The 19,870-nt window shown below is 69.7% G+C and carries 19 protein-coding genes; 1 reads left to right on the top strand and 18 read right to left on the bottom strand.

What is annotated here, in order from left to right:
• Positions 1-15: 15 nt before the first annotated feature.
• The 16 genes from IFJ75_RS00315 to IFJ75_RS00240 all read right to left on the bottom strand — a co-directional run bounded on the left by IFJ75_RS00315 (position 16) and on the right by IFJ75_RS00240 (position 17,004).
• Positions 16-615, bottom strand: a complete 600-nt coding sequence (locus IFJ75_RS00315) for a periplasmic heavy metal sensor (protein ID WP_207870594.1) — start codon at positions 613-615, stop codon at positions 16-18.
• Positions 612-1,037, bottom strand: coding sequence for a hypothetical protein (locus IFJ75_RS00310; RefSeq protein ID WP_225896921.1), 426 nt, complete (start codon positions 1,035-1,037; stop codon positions 612-614). Before IFJ75_RS00310 ends, IFJ75_RS00315 begins: the two co-directional genes overlap by 4 nt.
• 5 nt (positions 1,038-1,042) lie before the next feature.
• Complete coding sequence (locus tag IFJ75_RS00305; RefSeq protein WP_207870592.1) at positions 1,043-1,618, bottom strand: RNA polymerase sigma factor; 576 nt, start codon at positions 1,616-1,618, stop codon at positions 1,043-1,045.
• 65 nt (positions 1,619-1,683) lie between these two features.
• Positions 1,684-2,382: an EF-hand domain-containing protein gene (locus IFJ75_RS00300; protein WP_207870591.1), complete on the bottom strand. Its 699-nt coding sequence runs from the start codon at positions 2,380-2,382 to the stop codon at positions 1,684-1,686.
• Between the two features lie 59 nt (positions 2,383-2,441).
• Positions 2,442-5,333: a bifunctional [glutamine synthetase] adenylyltransferase/[glutamine synthetase]-adenylyl-L-tyrosine phosphorylase gene (locus tag IFJ75_RS00295; protein WP_207870590.1), complete on the bottom strand. Its 2,892-nt coding sequence runs from the start codon at positions 5,331-5,333 to the stop codon at positions 2,442-2,444.
• The gene (locus IFJ75_RS00290) at positions 5,330-6,736 is read right to left on the bottom strand and encodes a sensor histidine kinase (protein WP_207870589.1); all 1,407 of its coding nucleotides are present in this window, start codon (positions 6,734-6,736) and stop codon (positions 5,330-5,332) included. Before IFJ75_RS00290 ends, IFJ75_RS00295 begins: the two co-directional genes overlap by 4 nt.
• Before the next feature lie 9 nt (positions 6,737-6,745).
• The gene (locus tag IFJ75_RS00285; RefSeq protein ID WP_207870588.1) at positions 6,746-7,417 is read right to left on the bottom strand and encodes a response regulator transcription factor; all 672 of its coding nucleotides are present in this window, start codon (positions 7,415-7,417) and stop codon (positions 6,746-6,748) included.
• An 83-nt stretch (positions 7,418-7,500) separates the two neighbouring features.
• Positions 7,501-9,063, bottom strand: coding sequence for a Do family serine endopeptidase (locus tag IFJ75_RS00280; RefSeq protein WP_207870587.1), 1,563 nt, complete (start codon positions 9,061-9,063; stop codon positions 7,501-7,503).
• Positions 9,064-9,177: 114 nt separating this feature from the next.
• Positions 9,178-9,675 carry a cytochrome c-type biogenesis protein gene (locus tag IFJ75_RS00275; protein WP_225896920.1) on the bottom strand — a complete coding sequence of 166 codons (498 nt, stop codon included), beginning with the start codon at positions 9,673-9,675 and terminating at the stop codon, positions 9,178-9,180.
• Positions 9,672-11,657, bottom strand: a complete 1,986-nt coding sequence (locus IFJ75_RS00270) for a heme lyase CcmF/NrfE family subunit (protein ID WP_207932406.1) — start codon at positions 11,655-11,657, stop codon at positions 9,672-9,674. The genes IFJ75_RS00275 and IFJ75_RS00270 overlap by 4 nt, the downstream gene beginning before the upstream one ends.
• Positions 11,654-12,136, bottom strand: a complete 483-nt coding sequence (ccmE, locus tag IFJ75_RS00265) for a cytochrome c maturation protein CcmE (RefSeq protein ID WP_207870586.1) — start codon at positions 12,134-12,136, stop codon at positions 11,654-11,656. The genes IFJ75_RS00270 and ccmE overlap by 4 nt, the downstream gene beginning before the upstream one ends.
• A gap of 70 nt (positions 12,137-12,206) precedes the next feature.
• Positions 12,207-13,037 (bottom strand): c-type cytochrome biogenesis protein CcmI, encoded by an 831-nt coding sequence (gene ccmI / locus IFJ75_RS00260; protein ID WP_207870585.1) that lies wholly within the window; start codon positions 13,035-13,037, stop codon positions 12,207-12,209.
• A gap of 56 nt (positions 13,038-13,093) precedes the next feature.
• The gene (locus tag IFJ75_RS00255; protein ID WP_207870584.1) at positions 13,094-14,449 is read right to left on the bottom strand and encodes a hypothetical protein; all 1,356 of its coding nucleotides are present in this window, start codon (positions 14,447-14,449) and stop codon (positions 13,094-13,096) included.
• An 82-nt stretch (positions 14,450-14,531) separates the two neighbouring features.
• The gene (locus IFJ75_RS00250) at positions 14,532-16,010 is read right to left on the bottom strand and encodes a sensor histidine kinase (RefSeq protein ID WP_225896919.1); all 1,479 of its coding nucleotides are present in this window, start codon (positions 16,008-16,010) and stop codon (positions 14,532-14,534) included.
• Positions 16,007-16,687: a response regulator transcription factor gene (locus IFJ75_RS00245; RefSeq protein WP_207870583.1), complete on the bottom strand. Its 681-nt coding sequence runs from the start codon at positions 16,685-16,687 to the stop codon at positions 16,007-16,009. Before IFJ75_RS00245 ends, IFJ75_RS00250 begins: the two co-directional genes overlap by 4 nt.
• A 23-nt stretch (positions 16,688-16,710) precedes the next feature.
• Positions 16,711-17,004, bottom strand: coding sequence for a hypothetical protein (locus IFJ75_RS00240; RefSeq protein ID WP_207870582.1), 294 nt, complete (start codon positions 17,002-17,004; stop codon positions 16,711-16,713).
• A 235-nt stretch (positions 17,005-17,239) separates the two neighbouring features.
• On the opposite strand from IFJ75_RS00240, the gene IFJ75_RS00235 reads away from it, so the two are divergent.
• Positions 17,240-17,617, top strand: coding sequence for a hypothetical protein (locus IFJ75_RS00235; RefSeq protein WP_207870581.1), 378 nt, complete (start codon positions 17,240-17,242; stop codon positions 17,615-17,617).
• Positions 17,618-17,682: 65 nt separating this feature from the next.
• Here the strand turns inward: IFJ75_RS00235 and IFJ75_RS00230 are convergent, their stop codons facing one another.
• Together IFJ75_RS00230 and IFJ75_RS00225 are read right to left on the bottom strand one after the other, a co-directional pair.
• Complete coding sequence (locus IFJ75_RS00230) at positions 17,683-18,495, bottom strand: PhzF family phenazine biosynthesis protein (RefSeq protein WP_207870580.1); 813 nt, start codon at positions 18,493-18,495, stop codon at positions 17,683-17,685.
• Positions 18,496-18,539: 44 nt separating this feature from the next.
• Positions 18,540-19,862 carry a DUF418 domain-containing protein gene (locus IFJ75_RS00225; protein WP_207870579.1) on the bottom strand — a complete coding sequence of 441 codons (1,323 nt, stop codon included), beginning with the start codon at positions 19,860-19,862 and terminating at the stop codon, positions 18,540-18,542.
• Between the last annotated feature and the right edge of the window lie 8 nt (positions 19,863-19,870).

The raw sequence follows: 19,870 nt of genomic DNA, 5'->3' as shown, positions 1-19,870 counted from the left end.
GCGCCTCAAAAGGTTTCAGCGCTCTCCGCGCGGCCCGGACGGATCGCCGGCTCCACGACCGTGATCGCCGTCGGGACGGCCCTCGGGACCGCCTCCCGGGCCACCGCCTTGGCCACCCCCTGCGCCACCCTTATGCGGGTCGGGCGCGCCGCCGCCCTTGCGACGGCTCAGGATGGCGGCCAAGGCCTGACGGTCGTCAGGATCGAGGGTGACCAGAACCGCGGTGGCGTCGTGCTCCAGACGGGCCCGGCCGCGCATCTCCGCAGCGCGCGACTGATCCAGCAGGGCGTTGGCGGCGGCGGCGTCGGGCTTGGGGCCGCGCATCAGCTCGACCGCCTGACGCCGCGCCGCGCGCGAGGCCTCGAAGTCCGGCCGCGCCGCCATGGCGGAAGCGCGGAAAGCCGAGCGCACGCGGTCGCGCGCCTCGGGCTCCATGCCCGCGAGGATGTCCCTGAAGGTGCTCTGACGGCCCGGAACCTGGGCCGCCTCGATCTTGCTCTCGGCCTTGGTCTTGGTCACCCACAGAGTCACGCCGCCCGCGATAGCGAACAGGTTCAGGGCCACGGAGGCGGCCAGGGCGATCTTCAGGGCGCGCGGTGAGTCCAGAACGCTCAACCCAGAACCTCCGTGTCGTCCACGCCCGACAGGCTGGATTGATACAGGACCGCGTCGGCCTGGGCGTCGGCGGTCAGGTGCGGGGTCAGGCTGGCGCCGGCGATCACGCCCGCACAGGCGGCGGCGGCCCAGCCGGCGCCGAACCAGAGAACCAGACGGTCCCAGACCATCCGGGCCTTGCGCGGCGACAGGCCGGCGGCCATGGCCGAGGCGATGACCGTGTCGCGCAGGGCGTTGGAGACCATCGGGCGCGCCGAGGCGTCGAGCGCGGCGTCCGTTTGACGCGCCTCGAACAGCATCCGGTCCGCCCAAGGTCCATCGGAGGCCAGCAGGGTCTCCGCCGCCTTGCGCTCGGCCTCGGGCCAGCGCCGCTTGTCGGCGCCATAGGCTTCGGCCAGTTGTTTCAGCCTTTCGGCGTTCATCGTCGTCATCCTTCAGCCCCTCGCCTTTCAGCGTTGGGCGCCATATCCGCCAACGCCTGCCTCAAGGCCCGACGGCCCCGCGACAGCAAACTCTCCAGCGCTTCCACGCTGATCTTCATCAGGTCGGCCGCCTCGATATTGGACAGCTCCTGGTAGTGGCACAAGACGATGGCCTCGCGTTGCCGCTCGGGCAGTCGTCTCAGGGCCGCATCGACCCGCACACCCAGCTCGGCGGCCAGAAGGCCCCGGTCGGGCGCCGGACCGTCGTCGGGCCGATCCGGCGGCGTCTCGGTCGGCACCTCGCGCCGCCGCCTGAGACGGTCGTAGCAGAGGTTCAGCCCCACCCGGTGCAGCCAGGTGTCGAACTTGGCCTTGCCGGGCCGCCAGCGCGGCGCCTGTTTCCAGGCGCGCAGCATGGCCTCCTGGGCCACGTCCTCGGCCTCGACCGGATCGCCCAGCATCCGCTGCGCCAGGGCCATCATGCGCGGCAGCTTGCGCGCGACCATGGCCTGGATCGCCGCCGGGTCGCTTTGACCCACCCGGCGAACCAGTTCCTCGTCGGGGTCGACGATCGATGCCAAGCCGGCCTGCTCCCTTGCTCACAGAGCGGGCCGACCGAACCATCACGGCCTTCCCCGACACGGTCTTACTCCGAAGCCGGGGCCGAGGGCGACGCCGAAGTGACGGCAGGCGCTCGGTTTTGTCGTTGGACGCGCCGCTCCTGGAAGCGCTCTCGCATCACGGCGCGGCCGGCCTGACGTTCGGCCGGGCTCAGGACGCCGTCGTGGTCGGTGTCGAGGCGGGCGAAGCCTTCGGTCAGCTTGGTCTGAACATCGGCGATGACGATCGGGCCGTGGTGGGCGACGCGTTCGGCCGGGCCGTGACCGCGCCCCTCACCGCCGCCACGACGGCCCATCCGCTGGCCGCGGTGTTCACCACCACGAGGTCCACGATGACCGGCGCGATCGCCGTGTTCAGGACGGGCGGCGTCGAACTCGGCGCGGCTGATCTGGCCGCTCTTGTCGGCGTCGAGACGATCGAAGCGCTGCGTGGCGTGCCGGGCGCGGCGGGCCTGGGCGCCGGCGCGCAGTTCCTCCGCCGTGACCGTGCCGTCGTGGTTGGCATCGAGCGCCGTCAGGCGGCTGACACGGGCCTGAACGAACTCGGCCTGGCTGACCGGCTGGGCCTGACGGGCCTGAATGCCGGCGTGGCGAGCGGCAGGGGCGGCCTGTGTGGTCGCGGCGGCGGGCGCCTGAGCAGGGGTCTGCGGCGCCGGGGCGGCGGCGCCCACCAGAACGGCCAGGGAAGCAGCGGCCAGTCCGCCGGCGATGATGGTCTTCTTCATACGTCGTCTCCTTCGAGCCCAGGCCCGGATGACCCCCGTCGAGAAGTTCAACGCGGAGTCTACGGGACTCCGTCGCGCACTGGCGGCAGGGCCTGATCGAAGGCGGCGCGCGCCTCTGTCCGCACCGTTTTCAGCCGGGCCATCAGGGTCTCGAAATCGGGCGCGCCCGCCCCCTCCGCGAGCCGCTGACGGAAGGCCAGGGGCTCTTCCTCCGGATCGGGGCGCTCGTCGAAGGCGCAGGCGAACAGCTGGCCGATCCGCTGCTGCAGCCGCCAGGCCTCGGCCATCGGCGTATCCTCGCCCAGCTGGACCACGGTTGAGACCGAAAGCGGCCCGCCCTCCGGCGCCGCCGTCAACTGGCGGAACTGGCCTACGAACTCGGCGTCGACCAGACCGCCGCGCGACAGCTTGAGGTCCCAGAAGCCCTGGGCCCGCCGCTCGCGGTCCATCAGGTCCCGCATGGTGCGAATGTCGCGAGCGATGTCAACGCCGGGGCGGGGCCGACGCAGAGCGGCCTCGATGGCCCCGGAGACCCCCTTGCCGAAATCGGCGTCGCTGGCCCAAGCCACCCGCGCCCGGGTCAGGGCCATGAATTCCCAGGTGTCGGCCTCGGCGGCGTAATAGTCCTCGAAGGCCGAAAGCCTGACCGACACCGGCCCCTTGGCGCCCGACGGCCGCAACCGCATGTCCACCTCATAGAGGCCGCCCTCCGCGGTGTGGGCCGACAGGGCCGCGATCAGTTTCTGGGTGAAGCGCACGTTGAAGACGTCGGCAGTCCAGCCCTTGGCCTCGGACACCGCCTCGGGCGGCGCCTCATAGACGGTCATCAGGTCGAGGTCCGAGCCCGCCGTCATCTCGCGCGATCCGGCTTTGCCGAGGGCGATGACCGCGACCGCCCCCGGCATGGCGCCGCCCAGCCGCACCGTCTCGACCAGGGCCGCCTCGGCTAGGGTGCCCATCACCGCGTCGGCCAGGTTGGTGAAGGCCCGGCCCGCCGCGCCCGGCCCGACCCGGCCGGTCAGGGTCTGGATGCCGATGCGGAAGGCCTGTTCACGGTGCAGGCGGCGCACGACGTTCATCGCCCCCTCGAAGTCGCCCGCCTCGCTCGCCTCGGCCTCCATCTGGGCGAACAGGCCGGTGTTCGGGCCGACCGGGATCTGGAAGCGGGCGTCCAGCATGGAATCCAGCGCCGCCGGATAGCGGCCCAGCGTCCGCGCCAGCCGGGGCGCGAAAGCCATCACCCCGACGATCAGGGCGAAAAGCTCGGGCTGGTTCAGGAACAGGGCCTGGACCTGAACCCCGGAGTTCATGGCCGAGAAGAAGACGGCGAACCGTTTGAAGGCCGCGTCGGGCGACCCGGTTCGGGCCACGGCGGTCAGCAGGCGCGGCGCCAGACGGGTAAACAGCTCGCGCCCCCGCGCCGAACGCGTCGCCGGAATGCGACCGTGGTGCCAGCTGCGGATCGTGTCAGCGACATTGGCGGGCTCGGAAAAGTCCATGCGCTTGAGCGTCTCCAGCGTCTCCGGGTCGTTGTCCACGCCGGTGAAGACCAGACTGCCCCAGGGCGAGGACAGATCCTCCTCCCCCTCGAACAGTTGGCCATAGGTCCGGTTGACGCCCAGCAGCAGGGCCTCCACGCCCCGGTCGAAATCGGCAAGGCTCTCTTCGCCGGACAGGGCGGCGACGGCGATGCGGCGGTCGGCGTCGACCGGCAGGGTATGGGTCTGTTCGTCGTCCAGCATCTGGACGCGGTGTTCCAGCGCCCGCAGCTCGGCATAGGCGGCGGTCAGGTCGACGGCGACCTCGGTCGGGATGTGACCTGCCGCCGCCAGCGCCGCGAGCGCCTCGTCGGTGCGGCGCGCGCGCAGCGACCTGTCGCGGCCGCCGAGGATCAGCTGCTGGGTCTGGGCGTAGAATTCGATCTCGCGGATGCCGCCGCGGCCCAGCTTCAGATTGGCGCCCATGGCGATCAGCCCCTCGCCGGTCTTGTGGGCGTGGATCTGGCGTTTGATCGACTGGATATCGAGCACGGCCTGATAGTCGAGGCTGCGCCGCCAGACGAAGGGGACCAGGGCCTCGAGGAACTCGGCGGCGGCCTCCGGGTCGCCGCAGATGGCGCGGGCCTTGATGAAGGCGGCCCGCTCCCAGTTCTGGCCAACGGATTCATAATAGGACAGGGCCATGGGCACGGCGACGACCGGCGGGGTCGAGGAGGGGTCGGGCCGCAGCCGGAGGTCGACGCGGAAGATATAGCCGTCCGCCGTCCGCTCCTGCAGCAGGGTCGCCGTCGCCTGGGCCAGACGGTCGACGAAGGGCTGGGCCTCGACGCCGGGCGCGAGCGCGGGCGCCAGCTTCTCCGGGTCAAAGAAGAGGGAGATGTCGATGTCGCTGGAATAGTTCAGCTCGAAGGCGCCGTGCTTGCCCATGGCCAGGCCAAACAGGCCGGGAACCGGCCCGGCGGGATCGTCAGGCGCCGAGATGAGCTTGCCCTTCGCGCGCTGCTCGCTCGCCACCGAGGCCAGCGCCGTCCGGGTCACTGCGTCGGCGAAGCGCGACAGGGCGGCGGTGACGGAGGTCAGGTCCCAGACCCCGCCCAGATCGGCCAGGGCCGTCAGCAGATGCAGATCCGCCTTCAGCCCCCGCAGCGGCGCCCTGACTTCGACGGGCGGGCCAGTCAGGGCCAGGGTCTCGGCGAGGAGGGCCTCCAGCCGGACCTCAGGCGCGGTCTCCAGCGTTGCGCGCAGCCGCTCGGGCGAACGCCGCGCCAGTCCGGCCAGATAGGGGGAGGCGGCGAAGACCGGGGCAAGCGCGGGCCAGGCCCGATCCAGACAGGCGGCCCAACCGCCCTCCTCCACCGCAGGCTTCAACCGCTCCAGCCAACGGGCCGCAGCCGCCGCGTCCACGACCGGGCCGCAGGGGCCGATCCGGTCGCCAAGTACCAGATCGGTCACGGTGCGGGCTGCAGGACGAGGGCGACGCGCAGGCCCGGCCCGAAGCCGCCATAGGCGCCCGGCCCCTCATCCAGCTGGACCCGTCCGGCGTGGGCCTCGAGCACGGCGGAGACCAGCGACAGGCCCAGACCCGAGCCCGCCTCGCTGCGGCTGTTGTCCAAACGGACGAAGCGCTGCACCACCCGCTCCCGGTCCTCGGCGGGCACGCCGGGTCCGGTGTCGGTGACGGAATATTCGATCTCGCCCGACGAACGCCGCCGCGCGCGCAGCATCACCGCCCCGCCGGTCGGGGTGTATTTGATGGCGTTGTCGATGACGTTGGCGAGCGCCTGGGCCAGGAAGGGCTGGTTGCCCTCGATCATCAGGCCGCGCTCGATCTCGGCGGAGAATTCCAGTCCCTTATCCTCGGCGGCGGGCTCGTACAGCTCAGCCATGTCCGCGGCCAGGTCGGCCGCGTCGAAGACCTGCGGATCCGGCGCCCCGCCGGCCTGAAGCCGGGCTATGGCCAGGACGGTGTTGAAGGTCTTGAGCAGATGATCCGCCTCGGACAGGGCGATTTCCAACGCGTCGACGCCCGAGACCTTGCCCGCCTCGGCGTCGATCAGGGCGACCTCCAGCTTGGCCCGCATCCGGGTCAGGGGCGAGCGCAGATCGTGGGCGATGGCGTCGCCCGCGTGGCGGATCGAGGCCATCGAGGCCTCCAGCCGGTCCAGCATCCCGTTCAGCCCGCGCCCCAGCTCGTCCAGCTCATCGCCGGACGCCCGGACTTGGGCCCGGGCCTTCAGGTCGCCGTCGCGCACCGCCGCCACGACGGTGTTCAACCGCCCCATCGACCGCTCGACATTGCGGCTGATGATCAGCCCGCCGGTGGCGCCCAGCAGCAGGACCCCGCCCATGGCCATCCACAGGGCCTGGGTCAGGCGCGACAGGGATTCCTCGATGTCGCCGATGTCCTCGCCGACGAACAGCCGCTCGCCTGCCGACAGCCGCACCTCCTGCCCGATGCCCTGACGCATCTCGACACGCCCTTCCGCGTCTGTGGCGGTCAGGGGGAAGGGCTCCCATTCCCCGGCGGCGGCCGGCTGCTTCGGATCGACAGGCGATTTCGACAGATTGCTGCTGATCTGCTCGCCCCGGGCGTCGACCAGAACATAGAGATAGGGGCCGCCGCGCACGATCCGCTCGACCAGCGCCTGATTCAGCCCGTCGACGCCGCGTGTGCGATAGATGGCCTGCAGCGCCGTCAGCTCGACCAGCACGTCCTTTTGCGAACGCGCGCGCGCCTCCGACGCCGAAGCGAAATAGACATAGGCCAGAATGGCGCTGGCCGCCGCGGCGAACAGCGCCAGGAAGAGCAGCGTCAGCCGGAAGGGCGTACGGCGAAAGAGGGACGGCAGCTTCATCGAGGCGGCTCAGGCCTCCAGCCGGTATCCCGCCCCACGGACCGTCTGCAGCATGGCCTTGTCGAAGCCCTTGTCGATCTTGGACCGCAGGCGGCTGATGTGGACGTCGATGACGTTGGTCTGGGGGTCGAAATGATATTCCCAGACCTTCTCCAGCAGCATGGTGCGGGTGACCGACTGGTTGGCGTGGCGCATCAGGAACTCCAGCAGCTGGAACTCGCGCGGCTGCAGGTCGATCTCGGTGGTCCCGCGATGCACGGTGCGGGCGATCAGGTTCATCTCGAGGTCGCCGACCTTGAGCACGGTCTGGACGCCGCCGGTCTCGCGGCGGCGGGCCAGGGCCTCGACCCGGGCGATCAGCTCGCCGAAGGCGTAGGGCTTGACCAGATAGTCGTCGCCGCCGGCCTTGAGGCCCGTGATCCGGTCCTCGACCTCGCCCAGCGCCGACAGGAACAGGACCGGGGTCTGGTCGCCGTCCTTGCGCAGGGTCTCGACCATGCCGATGCCGTCGAGGCGCGGCATCATCCGGTCCACGACATAGACGTCATAGCCGCCGCGCTGGGCCTCAAGCAGGCCATAGGCGCCGTCGATGGCGTGCGACACCTCGTGCCCGGCCTCGGTCAGGCCGCGAACCATCGCGGTCGCCGCCTCGGCGTCATCCTCGACCACCAGAACACGCATGGAGCCCTCCTGAATTCAGAATCGTCACGGACGTTAGCGCATCCGTGACGATCCTGTCAGTTAAGCCTTGTTCAGCTTGGCCTCTATTCGGCCTTGGACAGTTCCAGAGGCACCAGGCGCGGCGAACCGTTCACGACCACGGACAGAAGCACATGGGTCCGACCGGCCGCGCGAGCGGCGTCGACGGCGGCCTTGAACTCCTGCGGCGTGGTCACCGTGCGGCCGAAGGCCTTGGTGATGACCGTACCGGCGGGCATGCCGAGCTCACCGGCCTTGGAGCGCGGTGCGACCTCGGTCACCACCAGACCCGCGGTCAGGTCGTCGGCGAGCGAATAGCGACGCTTCAGCGCAGGGGTCAGGGGCGAAAGGTTGATGCCCTCGACCGTCAGGCCGGACGGCGCGGTCGGCCCGGGCGTCGGTGCGCGCGGATTGCCCTCGTCGTCCTCGGGATAGAGTTCGGCCTCGGACGGACGCTTGGCCGACTTGACCGTCACCGTCTGGCGGCGACCGTCGCGGAACAGTTCGATGCGCAGGTCGCTGCCGACCGACACGGCGCCGACGGCGCGGGTCAGGGCGTTGCTGGTCTCCACCGCCTGACCGTTGACGGCGACGATGACATCGCCCTCGCGCACGCCGCCGCGATCGGCCGGTCCGCCGTCCGTCACGCCCTGAACCAGGGCACCCTTGGCGTCGGTTCCGAGGCCGAGCGCCGACCGGTAGTCGTCGGTCAGATTGCCGATCTGGACGCCGATATAGCCGCGCTCGATGGCGCCGCTGCGGATCAGCTGGTCGGTGACGCTCTTGGCGGTGGCAGCGGGGATGGCGAAGCCGATGCCGACCGAGCCGCCGGTGGGCGAGAAGATCGCCGAGTTCACCCCGATGACGCGGCCGTAGATGTCGAAGGTCGGGCCGCCCGAGTTACCCCGGTTGATGGCGGCGTCGATCTGCAGATAGTCGACATAGGCGCTGGAGCGGTCCTGCAGGTCGCGACCGCGGGCCGAGACGATGCCGGCCGTCGCCGTGCCGCCCAGACCGAACGGGTTGCCGACCGCCACGACCCAGTCGCCCACGCGCGGATCGGCCTGTTCCTCGAAGCTGACGAAGTTGAAGTCCGAACCGTCGACCTTGATCACGGCCAGGTCTGTGCTTTCGTCGCGCCCAACCAGGGTGGCGTCCAGGGTCCGGCCGTCGGTCATCTTGACCTTGATCGACTTGGCGTTGGCCACGACGTGGTTGTTGGTGACGATATAGCCGTCACGCGAGATGAAGAAGCCGGAGCCGGCGCCTTGCGCTAACTGAGGCTCGGCGTCGGGTTCGGCCTGCTGCTGCTGGCCGGGGCCCGGAATGACCAGACCGGGCAGACCGGGGATCTGGAAGCCCTGAACGCCCTGCGGCCGCTCGACCGGGGTTTCGACCTCGATCTGGACCACGGCAGGGGCGACCTGCTGGACGATGTCGGCGAAGCTGAGCGGCGCGCCCTGCGGCGGGGCGAAGGCGAGGCCCGCGGCCCCGGCCGAGGCCACCAGTTGACCGGGACGGGTCTCGGCATGGGCGCCGGGCCATGAAATGACGCCGCCGGCGGTGGCGCCCGCCGCAACGATCAGGCCGGCCGCAGCCCCCAGAATGAACTCTTTCCGCTTCAGCATCGTCGTCTTGCGATCCTCTTTCGGCCTCGTGTGGAGGCCGTTTCGCGTTGAGATATAGGCCCGTTACAGCCGAAGCCACAACGTCGCCGAACGGATCGTTGATCGCGCCCGACGTCAGTCGTGGGACGAAGTTGCGTCAGGATCGGGGCGAACTCCTTCCGGGTGGAGAAGTTCCTCCAGCCGCCGCTCCTCCTCGGGCGAAAGCGGGGCCGTCACGGGCTTTTTGCGCAAGGACAGGACGGCGAAGGCCGCGCCCACGATCAGCACCAGCAGCAGCGGCCCGAACCAGAGCAGCCAGGTCGCGGCCTTCACCGGCGGCTTGAACAGGATGTAGTCGCCCCAGCGGCGAACCAGATCCTCACGGATCGATTTGTCGGTGGCGCCCGACGTGATCTCCTCACGCACGAGGCGGCGCATGTCGGCGGCAATGCCGGCCGGGCTGTCGGCGATGGACTCGTGCTGGCAGACGACGCAGCGGATGTCCTGGAACAGTCTTTGAGCCCGCGCTTCCTGCGATGCGGAGGTCAAGGGCTGGTCGGGCGCGGCGGCGGGTTCGGCCATCACCGCGCCGGCGAGAAGTGCGAAACCGAAGGCGATCGCGGCGGTTCTCACGCGGCGCTCTCCACGGCCGTCTTGCGCCCCGCGACGCCGATGCGAAGGCGGCGGTCCAGCAGGGACAGAACCCCGCCGATGGCCATGACCAGAGGCCCGAGGAAGATCAGCCTCGCCCAGGGGTTCCAGTAGACCCGAACCGTCCAGGCCCGGTCGGCCTCAGGCGTCGATCTGCGCTCGCCCAGCACGACATAGACGTCGTCCAGCCCGCGGAAATCGAGGCCGACCTCGGTCGTGGTCTGCCCCCCGGCGGGGAAGAAGCGGCGCTCGGCGATGACGGTCCGCTCGGGGCCGCCGTCGGTCGGGGTGACGGTCAGATGGCCCTGCTCTGCCAGATAGTTGGGGCCCTCGACGATACGGACGTCGTCGAGACGTACGGAATAGCGGCCCGCCGTCACCGTCCCGTCGAGGCCCAAGGGCGCGGCGGCCTCGACCTTGAAGCCGGTCTCGACCACGGCGCCGAGCACGAACAGGCCGAGCCCGGCATGGGCCAGGGTCATGCCCCAGGCGCCGAGCGGCAGGGCGCGGGTCCGACGCCCGACTTCAGCCAGGGGAACACGGAACAGACGCAAACGCTCGGCGACCTCGGCCAGTGCGCCGAGAATCAGCCAGGCGCCGATGGCGATTCCGCCCGCCGCCACGGCCTTGCGGGGCTCGAAGGCCATCCAGCCCAGAAGGGCGCATACGAGAGAGAGGCCCGCCGCGACCGCCAGCCTCTGGCCTGCGCCCTTGAGGTCGCCGCGCTTCCACGCCAGCAGGGGCCCGGCGGGCAGGATCAGGAAGGCGACCACCATCAGGGGGGTGAAGGTCAGGGCGAAATAGGGCGGGCCGACCGAGATGGTCGCGCCGGTCGCCGCCTGAAGGATCAGCGGATAGAGGGTGCCGAGCAGGACCGTCGCCGCCGCCGCGGTCAGGAACAGGTTGTTGAGCACCAGCGCGCCCTCGCGACTGATCGGCGCGAACAGGCCGCCGCCCGTCAGCCTCGGCGCCCGCCAGGCGAACAGGGCGAAGGCTGCGCCCGCCGTGACGCCGAGTATGCCCAGCAGCATCAGCCCGCGCTCCGGATCGACGGCGAAGGCGTGGACACTGGTTAGGACGCCTGAGCGCACGAGGAAGGCGCCCAACATGGAGAAGGTGAAGGCCAGAAGGGCGAGGAAGACCGTCCAGCCCGCGAGCGCGCCACGCCGCTCGGTCACCACCGCACTGTGCAGCAGGGCCGCGCCCGCCAGCCAGGGCATGAAGCTGGCGTTTTCGACCGGATCCCAGAACCACCAGCCGCCCCAGCCGAGTTCGTAATAGGCCCAGAAAGAGCCGAGGGTGATGCCGACGGTCAGGAGCACCCAAGACGCCAGGGCCCAAGGCCGGACCCAGCGTCCCCAGGCCGGATCAACACGGCCCTCGATCAGAGCGGCGACCGCCAGCGAGAAGGTCACCGAGAAACCGACATAGCCCGCGTAGAGCAGCGGTGGATGGAAGGCCAGCGCCGGGTCCTGCAGCAGGGGGTTCAGGGACGCGCCCTGGAACGGCGCCGGGTCCAGCCGGGCGAAGGGATTGGAGGTGAAGACGGCGAAGGCGAGGAACAGGCTGCCCAAGGCGCCCTGCACCCCGACGGCCGAGGTCTTCAATCCAAACGGCAGACCGCTTGCTCTTGCCAGAGCCGCACCGAAGCCGGTCATGACCAGACACCACAGGACCAGCGAGCCCTCGTGGCTGCCCCAGGCGCCGGCGACCTTGTAAAGCATCGGCTTGTCGGTGTGGCTGTTGTTCGCGACATTGGCGACAGAGAAGTCACTGGTCACGAAGGCGAAGATCAGGGCCGCGAAGGCGAGCGCCACCAGACAGGCCGAGGCGATGGCCGCGCCCTGCGCCGCGCCGGCCAGCACGGGCGAACGGCGGATGCGGCCGGCCGCCGCCATAACGGTTTGCAGCACCGCCAGAACGAGGGCCAGGATCAGGGCGTAGGCGCCGAACTCGCTGATCACAGGGCGGCGTTTCCGGTCGAGGCTGTCGACGGCGCAGGCCGCCATTCGCCCTTGGCCTTCAGCTTGTCGGCCACTTCGCGCGGCATGTATTTCTCGTCGTGCTTGGCCAGGACCTGATGGGCGACGAAGGTGCGGTCGGGCAGGAAGGCTCCCTGCGCCACGATCCCCTGCCCCTCGCGGAACAGGTCAGGCAGGTCGCCATGATAGACGACCCGGGTCGAGGCCAGTTTGTCGGTGACGGCGAAGCTGACGTCGGCGCCATGGCGCTGAACGCTGCCCGCCTCGACCAGACCGCCCAGACGGATGTCGCGACCGGCGGGGGCCTTTTCGACGGTCACCTCCGAGGGGGTGAAGAAGAAGGTTACGCTGTCGGTCATGGCCCAGAGCGACAGGCCGACGGCCAGCGCCAGGATCGGGGCCACGGCGGCGACGACCCACAGACGACGGCGCGCCTTCGGCGATCGGGGAAGCCAGCTCATGTCCGGAAGGGTCCGCGCGCGGATGAAAACTCGCGGCCGTATAGCGGGGCGCTGCGGGGGCTGAAAGAGGTCATCGGGCCGCGCCCGCGCTGCCAGACGCCAACCGCTTCTCGAGTTCCGCACGGCGCGGATCGGCGGGGTCCAGCGCCTTGATCAGCGGGGTCCAGAGCGTCAGGGCGCCGGCGCGGTCGCCGCGCGTCATCGCCGCGTCGCCGAGGAAGTAGAGGGCCCCCAGCTGGCCGGGATCGCGCTTCAGGGCCTCGTGGAAGGCGGCCTCGGCGTCGGCGCCGACAGCCCCGTCCTGGGACCGGACCAGGCTCTCGCCCAGCCGCGCCCAGGTGCGGGGATCGTCGGGGTTCAGGGCCAGCGCCCGGCGGAAGGCGGAGGCCGCGCCGACCGGATCGTCGGCGGCGAAACGGGCCGCGCCCAGCATGGTCAGGATCTGGCGGTCGTCGGGGCGCAGTTTCGCCTCGCGGGTCAGGACCGCCGCCACCTGTTCAGCTTCCAGCGGCTCGGCCGAGGCGCCCCAGGCGTCGACGCGGCGGTCGTAGGTCTGGTCGCCGTAGCCGGGCTTTCCGATCCCCCAATAGAGGCTCAGCGCCACCACCGCCGTCAGCACGACCCCGCCCAGAACCCAGCGCCGATCGCTCGGCCGCGCCCTCAGCTCGATCGGTCCGGTGCGCGCCGCCAGCAGGCGACGTCCGGCCTCGGCCCGTGCCGCCGTCCACGCTTCATCGGTCAGAAGCCCGCGGGATTTCAGCCGGTCCAGCTCGTCCAGCTCACGCGCGGCGGCGTCCGGCTCAACATCGACCACAGCATCCACGCCGCGCCGCGCGCCGGTCAGCACCAGCAGCGCGGCCATCGCCGTCGCCAGTGCGGTCATGATCCAGAAGGCAGTCATGGAGCCGGTCTAGCGGATCGCACGACCGGCGGCGAGAGCCACAAGGCGCCGCAGACTCAGGCCGAGAGTTTCATCGTCGCCGGGCCGCCCGCGACGGCCGTGCGGCGACGGATTGCCCGCGCCTCGGTCAGGGCGGCGATCTGTTCGAGGAAGTCCGCCGCCATTCCGGCCCGTTCGATGGCCGCCGTTTCGTCCGGCGCATCGCCGGCGTTGACGTCCTCGATGATCAGATCGGCATAGCTGCTCAGCTGGACAGTCAGGCTCTGGATCAGGGCCGAGCGCTGGGCCTCGCAGCCGAACGGTCCGGCCAGATTGCGGACCATGCCCACCATCCGGACGGCGTCATGGGCCACCTGCACGATCGCGGGGTCCAGCGCGATATCCAGATTGGGCGCGTTGCGGGTCATTCGGCCGGAGGTCTGGACCTTGTGCATGGGCACGGCCTTGTCGACCAGCTTGCTCACCCCGCTGAGCAGTTCGCCCAGCCGCTTGCCGACGCGGACGCGCACCTCGCGCAACCGCTTGCCCCAGTCGCCTTCGCGGTCGACCTGGACGGTGGCTTCGAGCTCTTTCAGGACGTCGGCGCACCATTGGAGATCGGCGCAGAGGGTCTCGATCGACTCGCCCGGCTTGAAGGCGACAATGCGGGCGCTGCGCGTCTCCATTCCCACGACCAGCCGATCGACGAAGACGGCCAGCTCGCTCTCGGACAGGAAGGCCCCGCGCGCCGCGGCGGTGGAGGTGTGGACCATCAGCCGCAGGATCAGGGAGGCGTCGGCCAGGTGGGCGAACAGGATGTCCATCAGCCGCTCGGCGCCGTCCGGCAGCATTTCCGAGGCGTCGCGCACCAGAAGCCTGAGCTCGGCGACCTGATCGCCGTCCGGGCGGCCGACCCAGGCCTGCAGCGACGGCAGGGCGCGATAGACCAGTCCGCCGAAGTCGCAGCAGTGGGCCAGATCCTCCAGCCCCTTGTCCCGCAGAGTCGGGTCGCCCAGGGCAACGGGCCACACCTCGGCGGGGCGGTCGCGCACGGCGGCGGCGGCGGTGGCGCACAGCCGCGCGCAGACGGCGGCGGTCCGGGCGGCCTCGCGATCGTCGTCCTCGTCCAGCAGCGGCAGGATATTGGGTTCGCGGCTTGAGGCGATCTTCCACAGACGCGGGAGCACCCCGGGCGGGAAGGTGGTGGCCTCGACGCCGTCGGCGCGAGGTCGGAACAGGGGCGTCAGGGCCGCGAAGCCGCGGGCGCGGCGCACGCGGTCGATGGTTTCGGCGGCCAGCATCTCTTCAAGCGCGCGCGCCTTGCCGCCCGGCATGCCGGAGACGGCGAGCGCCAGCTGACGAAGCGTCCGGTCCGGAACGCCTTCGACCACCTGGCCCAGAGCCATGCGATGCGCGACCGAAAGTTCGGTCATCCAGCCTCTACCCCACGTAAACGCTTGTAAGCGTCCAGAATAGGGTTAGCGGGTTAACGGATTACGTAGGAACCTTAACGGGTTATGCCTCGGCAGCGGGCAACTCAAGGATGGCTTTCAGACCGCCCAGATCGCTGCTCGCCAAGGTCAGACGACCGCCGTAGGCGCGGGTCAGGTCGTCGACGATCGACAGGCCCAGGCCCGATCCGGGCGCGCCTTCGTCCATGCGCTGGCCGCGCTTCATCGCTGTTTCGCGCTGATCCTCGGGCAGGCCGGGGCCATCGTCCTCGACCACCACGATCATATGACCCAGACCGCTGGGACCGGCCGAGATCCGGACACGGCGCTTGCACCATTTGCACGCGTTCTCGATCAGGTTGCCGAGGATTTCCTGCAGGTCCTGACGCTCGCCGAGGAAGCCCAGCTCGTCGGGCGCACGCCAGTCGATCTCGACGTCCTTGGACTGGAACACCCGCTCCAGCATCACAGCCAGCTCGTCGATCACCTCGCCCACGGGCGTGCGTTCGCCCAGGCCGTGGGCGGCGCGGGCGGCCGCGCGGGCGCGGCGCAAATGGTGGTCGACCTGGCCCTTCATCACCTCGGTCTGGCGGCGGACGAGGTCGCCCAGTTTGTCGCGATCGCTCTGGGGGTCCGAGGCCTCGGCCAGCATGACCGACAGCGGGGTTTTCAGGGCGTGGGCCAGATTGCCGACGTGGGTCCGCTGACGCTCGACGACCTCCTGATTGTGATCCAGAAGCTGGTTCACCTGCTCGGCCAGGGGCGCGATTTCTACGGGATAGGAGCGTTCGATACGCGCCGCCTTGCCCTTGCGGACATTGGCGATCTCGGTCCTGAGCCCGAACAGGGGGCGCAGGCCGATCTGAACCTGCAGGAAGACCGCGATCACCAGACCGAGACCGAGGATCAGCAGGGCTGTCCAGGTGAAGGTGGCGAACTGGCGCGTATCGAGGTCGATGTCGGACCGGTCGATGCCGGCCATGAAGACCAGGGGGGCGGCGCGGTCGGGGATCGACTTCAAACTGGCGGCGACGCGCAGCGGCTGGCTGTGCGAGGGCCGCAGCACCCCGTTCAGGTCGTTATAGGTAATCAGGATGCCGAACTCCGACTTCAGACGCGACGGCAGTTCGGGATCGATGAACAGGGTCTCGCCCGCCAGCGACGGGGACCGCTCCACGACGCGCAGGCCGCCCTGTTCGTCGAACTCGGCGATCATCCAGTATTTGCCGGACAGGCCCCTGAGCGTCGGGGCGTCCTTGATCTCGTCGACATGCACCCCGCCCCCCGCCGTGGCGGTGGTGGCCAGGACCACCTCGTCGATGGTGTCGCCCAGCATATAGCCGAGCCGGCGCAGGGCGCTTTCCTGATACTGGCTGGTCAGGACCCCGCCGGTCAGCACCAGGGCCAGGGCAATCCAGCCGCAGGCCAAAAGGATCAAGCGACGGGTCAGGCTGCGCCCGGGCCGGCCGAACCAGCGGCCCCAGTCTTCGAAAACCGACGGCTTCGCCCGTTCCACCGGGCTGTCGGCGGAAGCCTCGCTCACGCCGCTTCGGATTCGCCGGCCAGCGGCGTCAGGCGATAGCCGAGGCCACGCACGGTCTCGATCCGGTCGGACCCGACCTTCTTGCGCACCCGGCCGATGAAGACCTCTATGGTGTTGGAATCGCGGTCGAAGTCCTGATCGTAGAGGTGCTCGACCAGCTCGGTGCGGCTGATGACCCGGCCCTGATGCATCATCATGTAATGCAGCAGGCGGTACTCCAGCGAGGTCAGGCGCAGGGGCTCGCCGTTGACGGTCGCCCGGGCCGCACGCGGATCCAGACGCAGGCCGCCGCACGACAGGGTCGCCGAGGCGATGCCGGCCGAACGGCGCAGCAGGGCCCGCAGCCGCGCCAGCAGCTCTTCGGTGTGGAAGGGCTTGGTCAGATAGTCGTCGGCCCCGGCGTCGAAGCCCGAGACCTTGTCCGACCAGGCGCCCCGCGCCGTCAGGATCAGGACAGGGGTCGTCTTGCCGTCGCGCCGCCAGCGCTCCAGCACCGAAACGCCGTCGATCTTGGGCAGGCCGAGGTCCAGAACCACCACATCATAGGGTTCGGTGTCGCCGAGGAAGTGGGCCTCCTCGCCGTCGGCGGCGTGATCGACCGCATAGCCGGCGTCGCCCAGCGCCTGTTTCAGCTGACGCGACAGATCGACGTCGTCCTCGACCAGAAGAATGCGCATTCAGTAGCTCCCGAAACCTGGGGTCAATTTCCGCTGGCCGAGACGGAGATCTGGAAGATCCGCCCGTTGTCATCGAAGACGAAGACGTAGGAACCACCCTGCAGGCCGCGCGAGCCGACGAAGCGGGCGCCGCGTGCGCGCGACTGGGCGATGGACTGGGCCTGGGCCTCGCTGATCTGACGGCCGCCGCCGTCGCGGGACTGTTCCTGACGCGGGCCGCGGTCGTCGCCACGACGGCCGTGATCCTGCGCGGACGCGGCGCTGAAGGGCGCGGCGGCGACAAGAAGAGCCAGGGAGATGGCGAGAGCGCGGGTCATGATGGAGGCGTTTATGCGTCAATGGCCCTGAACGAGGCCTGAACGGCACTGTAAGGCGGTTTGCCGCGATGTCGAACCGGTTCGAACCCTCACCAAGGTTAGTCTTGCGCATTTGTCATGCACATGAACCGAACCTGACGCGGCTTGTTCAGGTCGGGCTCAGCCGGGGGGTGGTTATCTGCAGTCATCGCTGGCCACCCCGGCCCCCGACGAACAGACACCGAGGAGATATCCGATGTTCAAGAAGATGATTGTCCCCGCCCTGGTTCTGGCCGCGACGTCGGCCGCCGCCATCCCCGCCGCCGCCCAGTCCTATGGCCCGAGCCATGGCCGCCCGCCCGTCGTCTCGACCGGCTACGGCAACTGGCAGTCGATCAACCAGCGTCAGGCCCAGCTGGACCGCCGCATCGACATGGGCGTCCGCAACGGTTCGCTGAGCCGTCGTGAAGCCGGCCGTCTGCGCGGAGAGTTCAACAGCCTGGCTCGCCTGGAAGCCAGCTACCGTCGCGGTGGTCTGTCCGGCTGGGAACGCGCCGACCTGGATCGTCGCTTCGACCGTCTCGAGGCCCAGATCCGCTACGAGCGCCACGACCGGGATAACCGTCGCGGCTAAACCAGACCTTCCGGTCGGAAATCAGAGGGCGCGATCCGAAAGGGTCGCGCCCTTTCGCGATGAGATCAGGGCCGCAGCCGTAACCGGCTTTCGACCACCGTGACCGCCTGCCCGCGGATCAACACCCGATCCCCCGCGACCTCGGTCTCGAAGCGCGCGCCACGACCGGGAAAGACCTGCCGGAACTGCACCACCGGACGCCCCAGCCGGTCGGCATAGAGAGGCGCGAGGATACAGTGGGCCGAGCCCGTCGCCGGGTCCTCGTCGATGCCGCAGCCGGGGCCGAAGAACCGGTCCACGACATCGGCGTCATCATGATCCGACCGGGCCGCAATGATGATCTGACCGCCTTCCCCGGCCTCGCCCTGCAGCCGGCCCAGGGCCTTGAAGTCGGGCGTGCATGTCCGCACCGCCGCCGCGTCCGGCAGAAGCGCGACCAGATAGCGGCCCGCCCAGACCTCGACCGGCTCGACGCCCAGAGCCTCAGCCAGCCCCTCGACCGGACCGGTGCGACGGGGCGGATCGGCAGGCAGATCTATCTCGAAGCCGCCCGCGGCCTTGCGGACGCCCAGCACGCCGGAGCGGGTGTCAAAGCTGACGGCGCCGAGGTCGGGATAGATTTCCGCCATCAGGGCCGCGCCGGAGGCCAGGGTCGCATGACCGCACAGATCGACCTCCATCGCCGGGGTGAACCAGCGCAGGTCGAAGCGAGACGGATCGGCCGTCCGGCGCAGGAAGGCCGTTTCCGACTGGTTGTTCTCCATGGCCAGGGCCTGCATCCAGCCGTCGGCGGGCCAGACCTCGAACGGCTCGACCACACAGGCTGGATTACCCATGAAGGGCCGGTCGGCGAAGGCGTCTATGGTCCACTGGCGCATGACCGATGCCTAGCCGAGGCGCGGCGGACTGAACACCCCGGACGCTATTCCGCCGGAGCCGGGACCGCCGTCGGCGTTGGGGCGACGCGCGGGATCGGACTCCGCTGGCCATAGGTCAGCATCCGCAGCAGCCATTCCAGCGGCCCAATCTCGTAGAATTTCAGCCAGACCACACTGATTACCCCCTGAGCGATCCAGATCAGGGCCGCGATCCCCATCAGCTGGGCGAAGCCGAACTTTCCAAGCAGGCCGAAGGCGTAGAACAGGACGGCGGTGATCACCGACTGGCCGACATAGTTGGTCAGGGCCATGCGGCCGATGGCCTTGATCGCGCCGGCCAGTTTGCCGAGAGCGCCGAGCTGATACAGGGTCATGACCAGACCCAGCAGGCCGATCGTCATCGGCAGCCGCCCGACCTCATAGAGGAAGGCGCCCCAGAGCATCTGCCAGGGGTTCAGCTCATAGGCCGTCGTCCAGGCGCAGAAGGCCTGCACGCCCCGGATCGCGAGACCCAGGCCATAGCCGCCGACCATAAGCCCGACATAGGTCTTCAACGGCTTCTGGCCGGTGAGATAGCCTTTTTGGAACAGGGCCATGCCGATCAGCATGAAGCCGAGGCTTTCCAGCAGGCCGAAGATGCCCATGCGGCCGAGATTGAACTGGGCCCAGAATTTCGTGCTCCAGACCACGACGCCGGGGAAGCTGGTGCGCTGCTGGCGCTCCTTCTCCAGCTTGGCGGCGGGCGGGCGCATGACCTCGGCCCCCCGCGCCTGCATCTTGAGCGCGGCTTTCTGGTCGTCGGTCAGGGTCTTGCCCTCGGCCTTGGCCGCCGCGGCGGCGGGCGCGTCGCGCAGGGCGGCCGCGCGGTCGATCACGGGGACGGCGAAGCTCAGGGTCAGAACCACCAGCGACGCCGCCGCCGCCGTCAGCAGCAGCCTGGGCGGCGACCTCCGGAACAGGATCAGGGCCAGCCCGACCACGCCATAGGCGAACAGGATTTCGCCGGGCCAGAGGAAGATGGCGAAGTTGGCCACCCCCAGAAGGATCAGGGCGAAGCAGCGGGTCAGATAGGCCGAGATCGCATTCTCGCCGCCCGGCTCGTCGGCGCGGCGCAGCATGATCAGCATCCCGGCCCCGAACAGCAGGGTGAACATCCCCCGCATCGAGCCGGCGAAGAAGACGTCCTGGATGGTGAAGGCGATCCAGTCGGGATTGGGCGCGGCGGGGAGCGGCGGCCGCCCGGACTCGCCCAGCATACCCATAAAGGGGATGTTCATCAGCAGGATGCCGCAGACCGCGACGCCCCGCAGCACATCCATTGAGCCGAACCGCTCCTTCACCGCCACCGGCGCAGCCGTCATCGTCATCGCGTTGC

The sequence above is a fragment of the Brevundimonas goettingensis genome (genome assembly GCF_017487405.1).
In the GTDB taxonomy this organism is placed as follows: Bacteria; Pseudomonadota; Alphaproteobacteria; order Caulobacterales; family Caulobacteraceae; genus Brevundimonas; species Brevundimonas goettingensis.
Note: the sequence above shows the minus strand (reverse complement) of the source record. Positions and strands in the feature narration are given on the sequence as shown.

Bases quoted from the DNA above. Each gene is read 5' to 3' on its own strand.
- IFJ75_RS00310 (WP_225896921.1), bottom strand. From the start codon at position 1,037: ATGAACGCCGAAAGGCTGAAACAACTGGCCGAAGCCTATGGCGCCGAC.
- IFJ75_RS00300 (WP_207870591.1), bottom strand. From the start codon at position 2,382: ATGAAGAAGACCATCATCGCCGGCGGACTGGCCGCTGCTTCCCTGGCC.
- IFJ75_RS00290 (WP_207870589.1), bottom strand. From the start codon at position 6,736: ATGAAGCTGCCGTCCCTCTTTCGCCGTACGCCCTTCCGGCTGACGCTG.
- IFJ75_RS00285 (WP_207870588.1), bottom strand. From the start codon at position 7,417: ATGCGTGTTCTGGTGGTCGAGGATGACGCCGAGGCGGCGACCGCGATG.
- IFJ75_RS00280 (WP_207870587.1), bottom strand. From the start codon at position 9,063: ATGCTGAAGCGGAAAGAGTTCATTCTGGGGGCTGCGGCCGGCCTGATC.
- ccmE (WP_207870586.1), bottom strand. From the start codon at position 12,136: ATGAGCTGGCTTCCCCGATCGCCGAAGGCGCGCCGTCGTCTGTGGGTC.
- ccmI (WP_207870585.1), bottom strand. From the start codon at position 13,037: ATGACTGCCTTCTGGATCATGACCGCACTGGCGACGGCGATGGCCGCG.
- IFJ75_RS00255 (WP_207870584.1), bottom strand. From the start codon at position 14,449: ATGACCGAACTTTCGGTCGCGCATCGCATGGCTCTGGGCCAGGTGGTC.
- IFJ75_RS00245 (WP_207870583.1), bottom strand. From the start codon at position 16,687: ATGCGCATTCTTCTGGTCGAGGACGACGTCGATCTGTCGCGTCAGCTG.
- IFJ75_RS00240 (WP_207870582.1), bottom strand. From the start codon at position 17,004: ATGACCCGCGCTCTCGCCATCTCCCTGGCTCTTCTTGTCGCCGCCGCG.
- IFJ75_RS00235 (WP_207870581.1), top strand. From the start codon at position 17,240: ATGTTCAAGAAGATGATTGTCCCCGCCCTGGTTCTGGCCGCGACGTCG.
- IFJ75_RS00230 (WP_207870580.1), bottom strand. From the start codon at position 18,495: ATGCGCCAGTGGACCATAGACGCCTTCGCCGACCGGCCCTTCATGGGT.
- IFJ75_RS00225 (WP_207870579.1), bottom strand. From the start codon at position 19,862: ATGACGATGACGGCTGCGCCGGTGGCGGTGAAGGAGCGGTTCGGCTCA.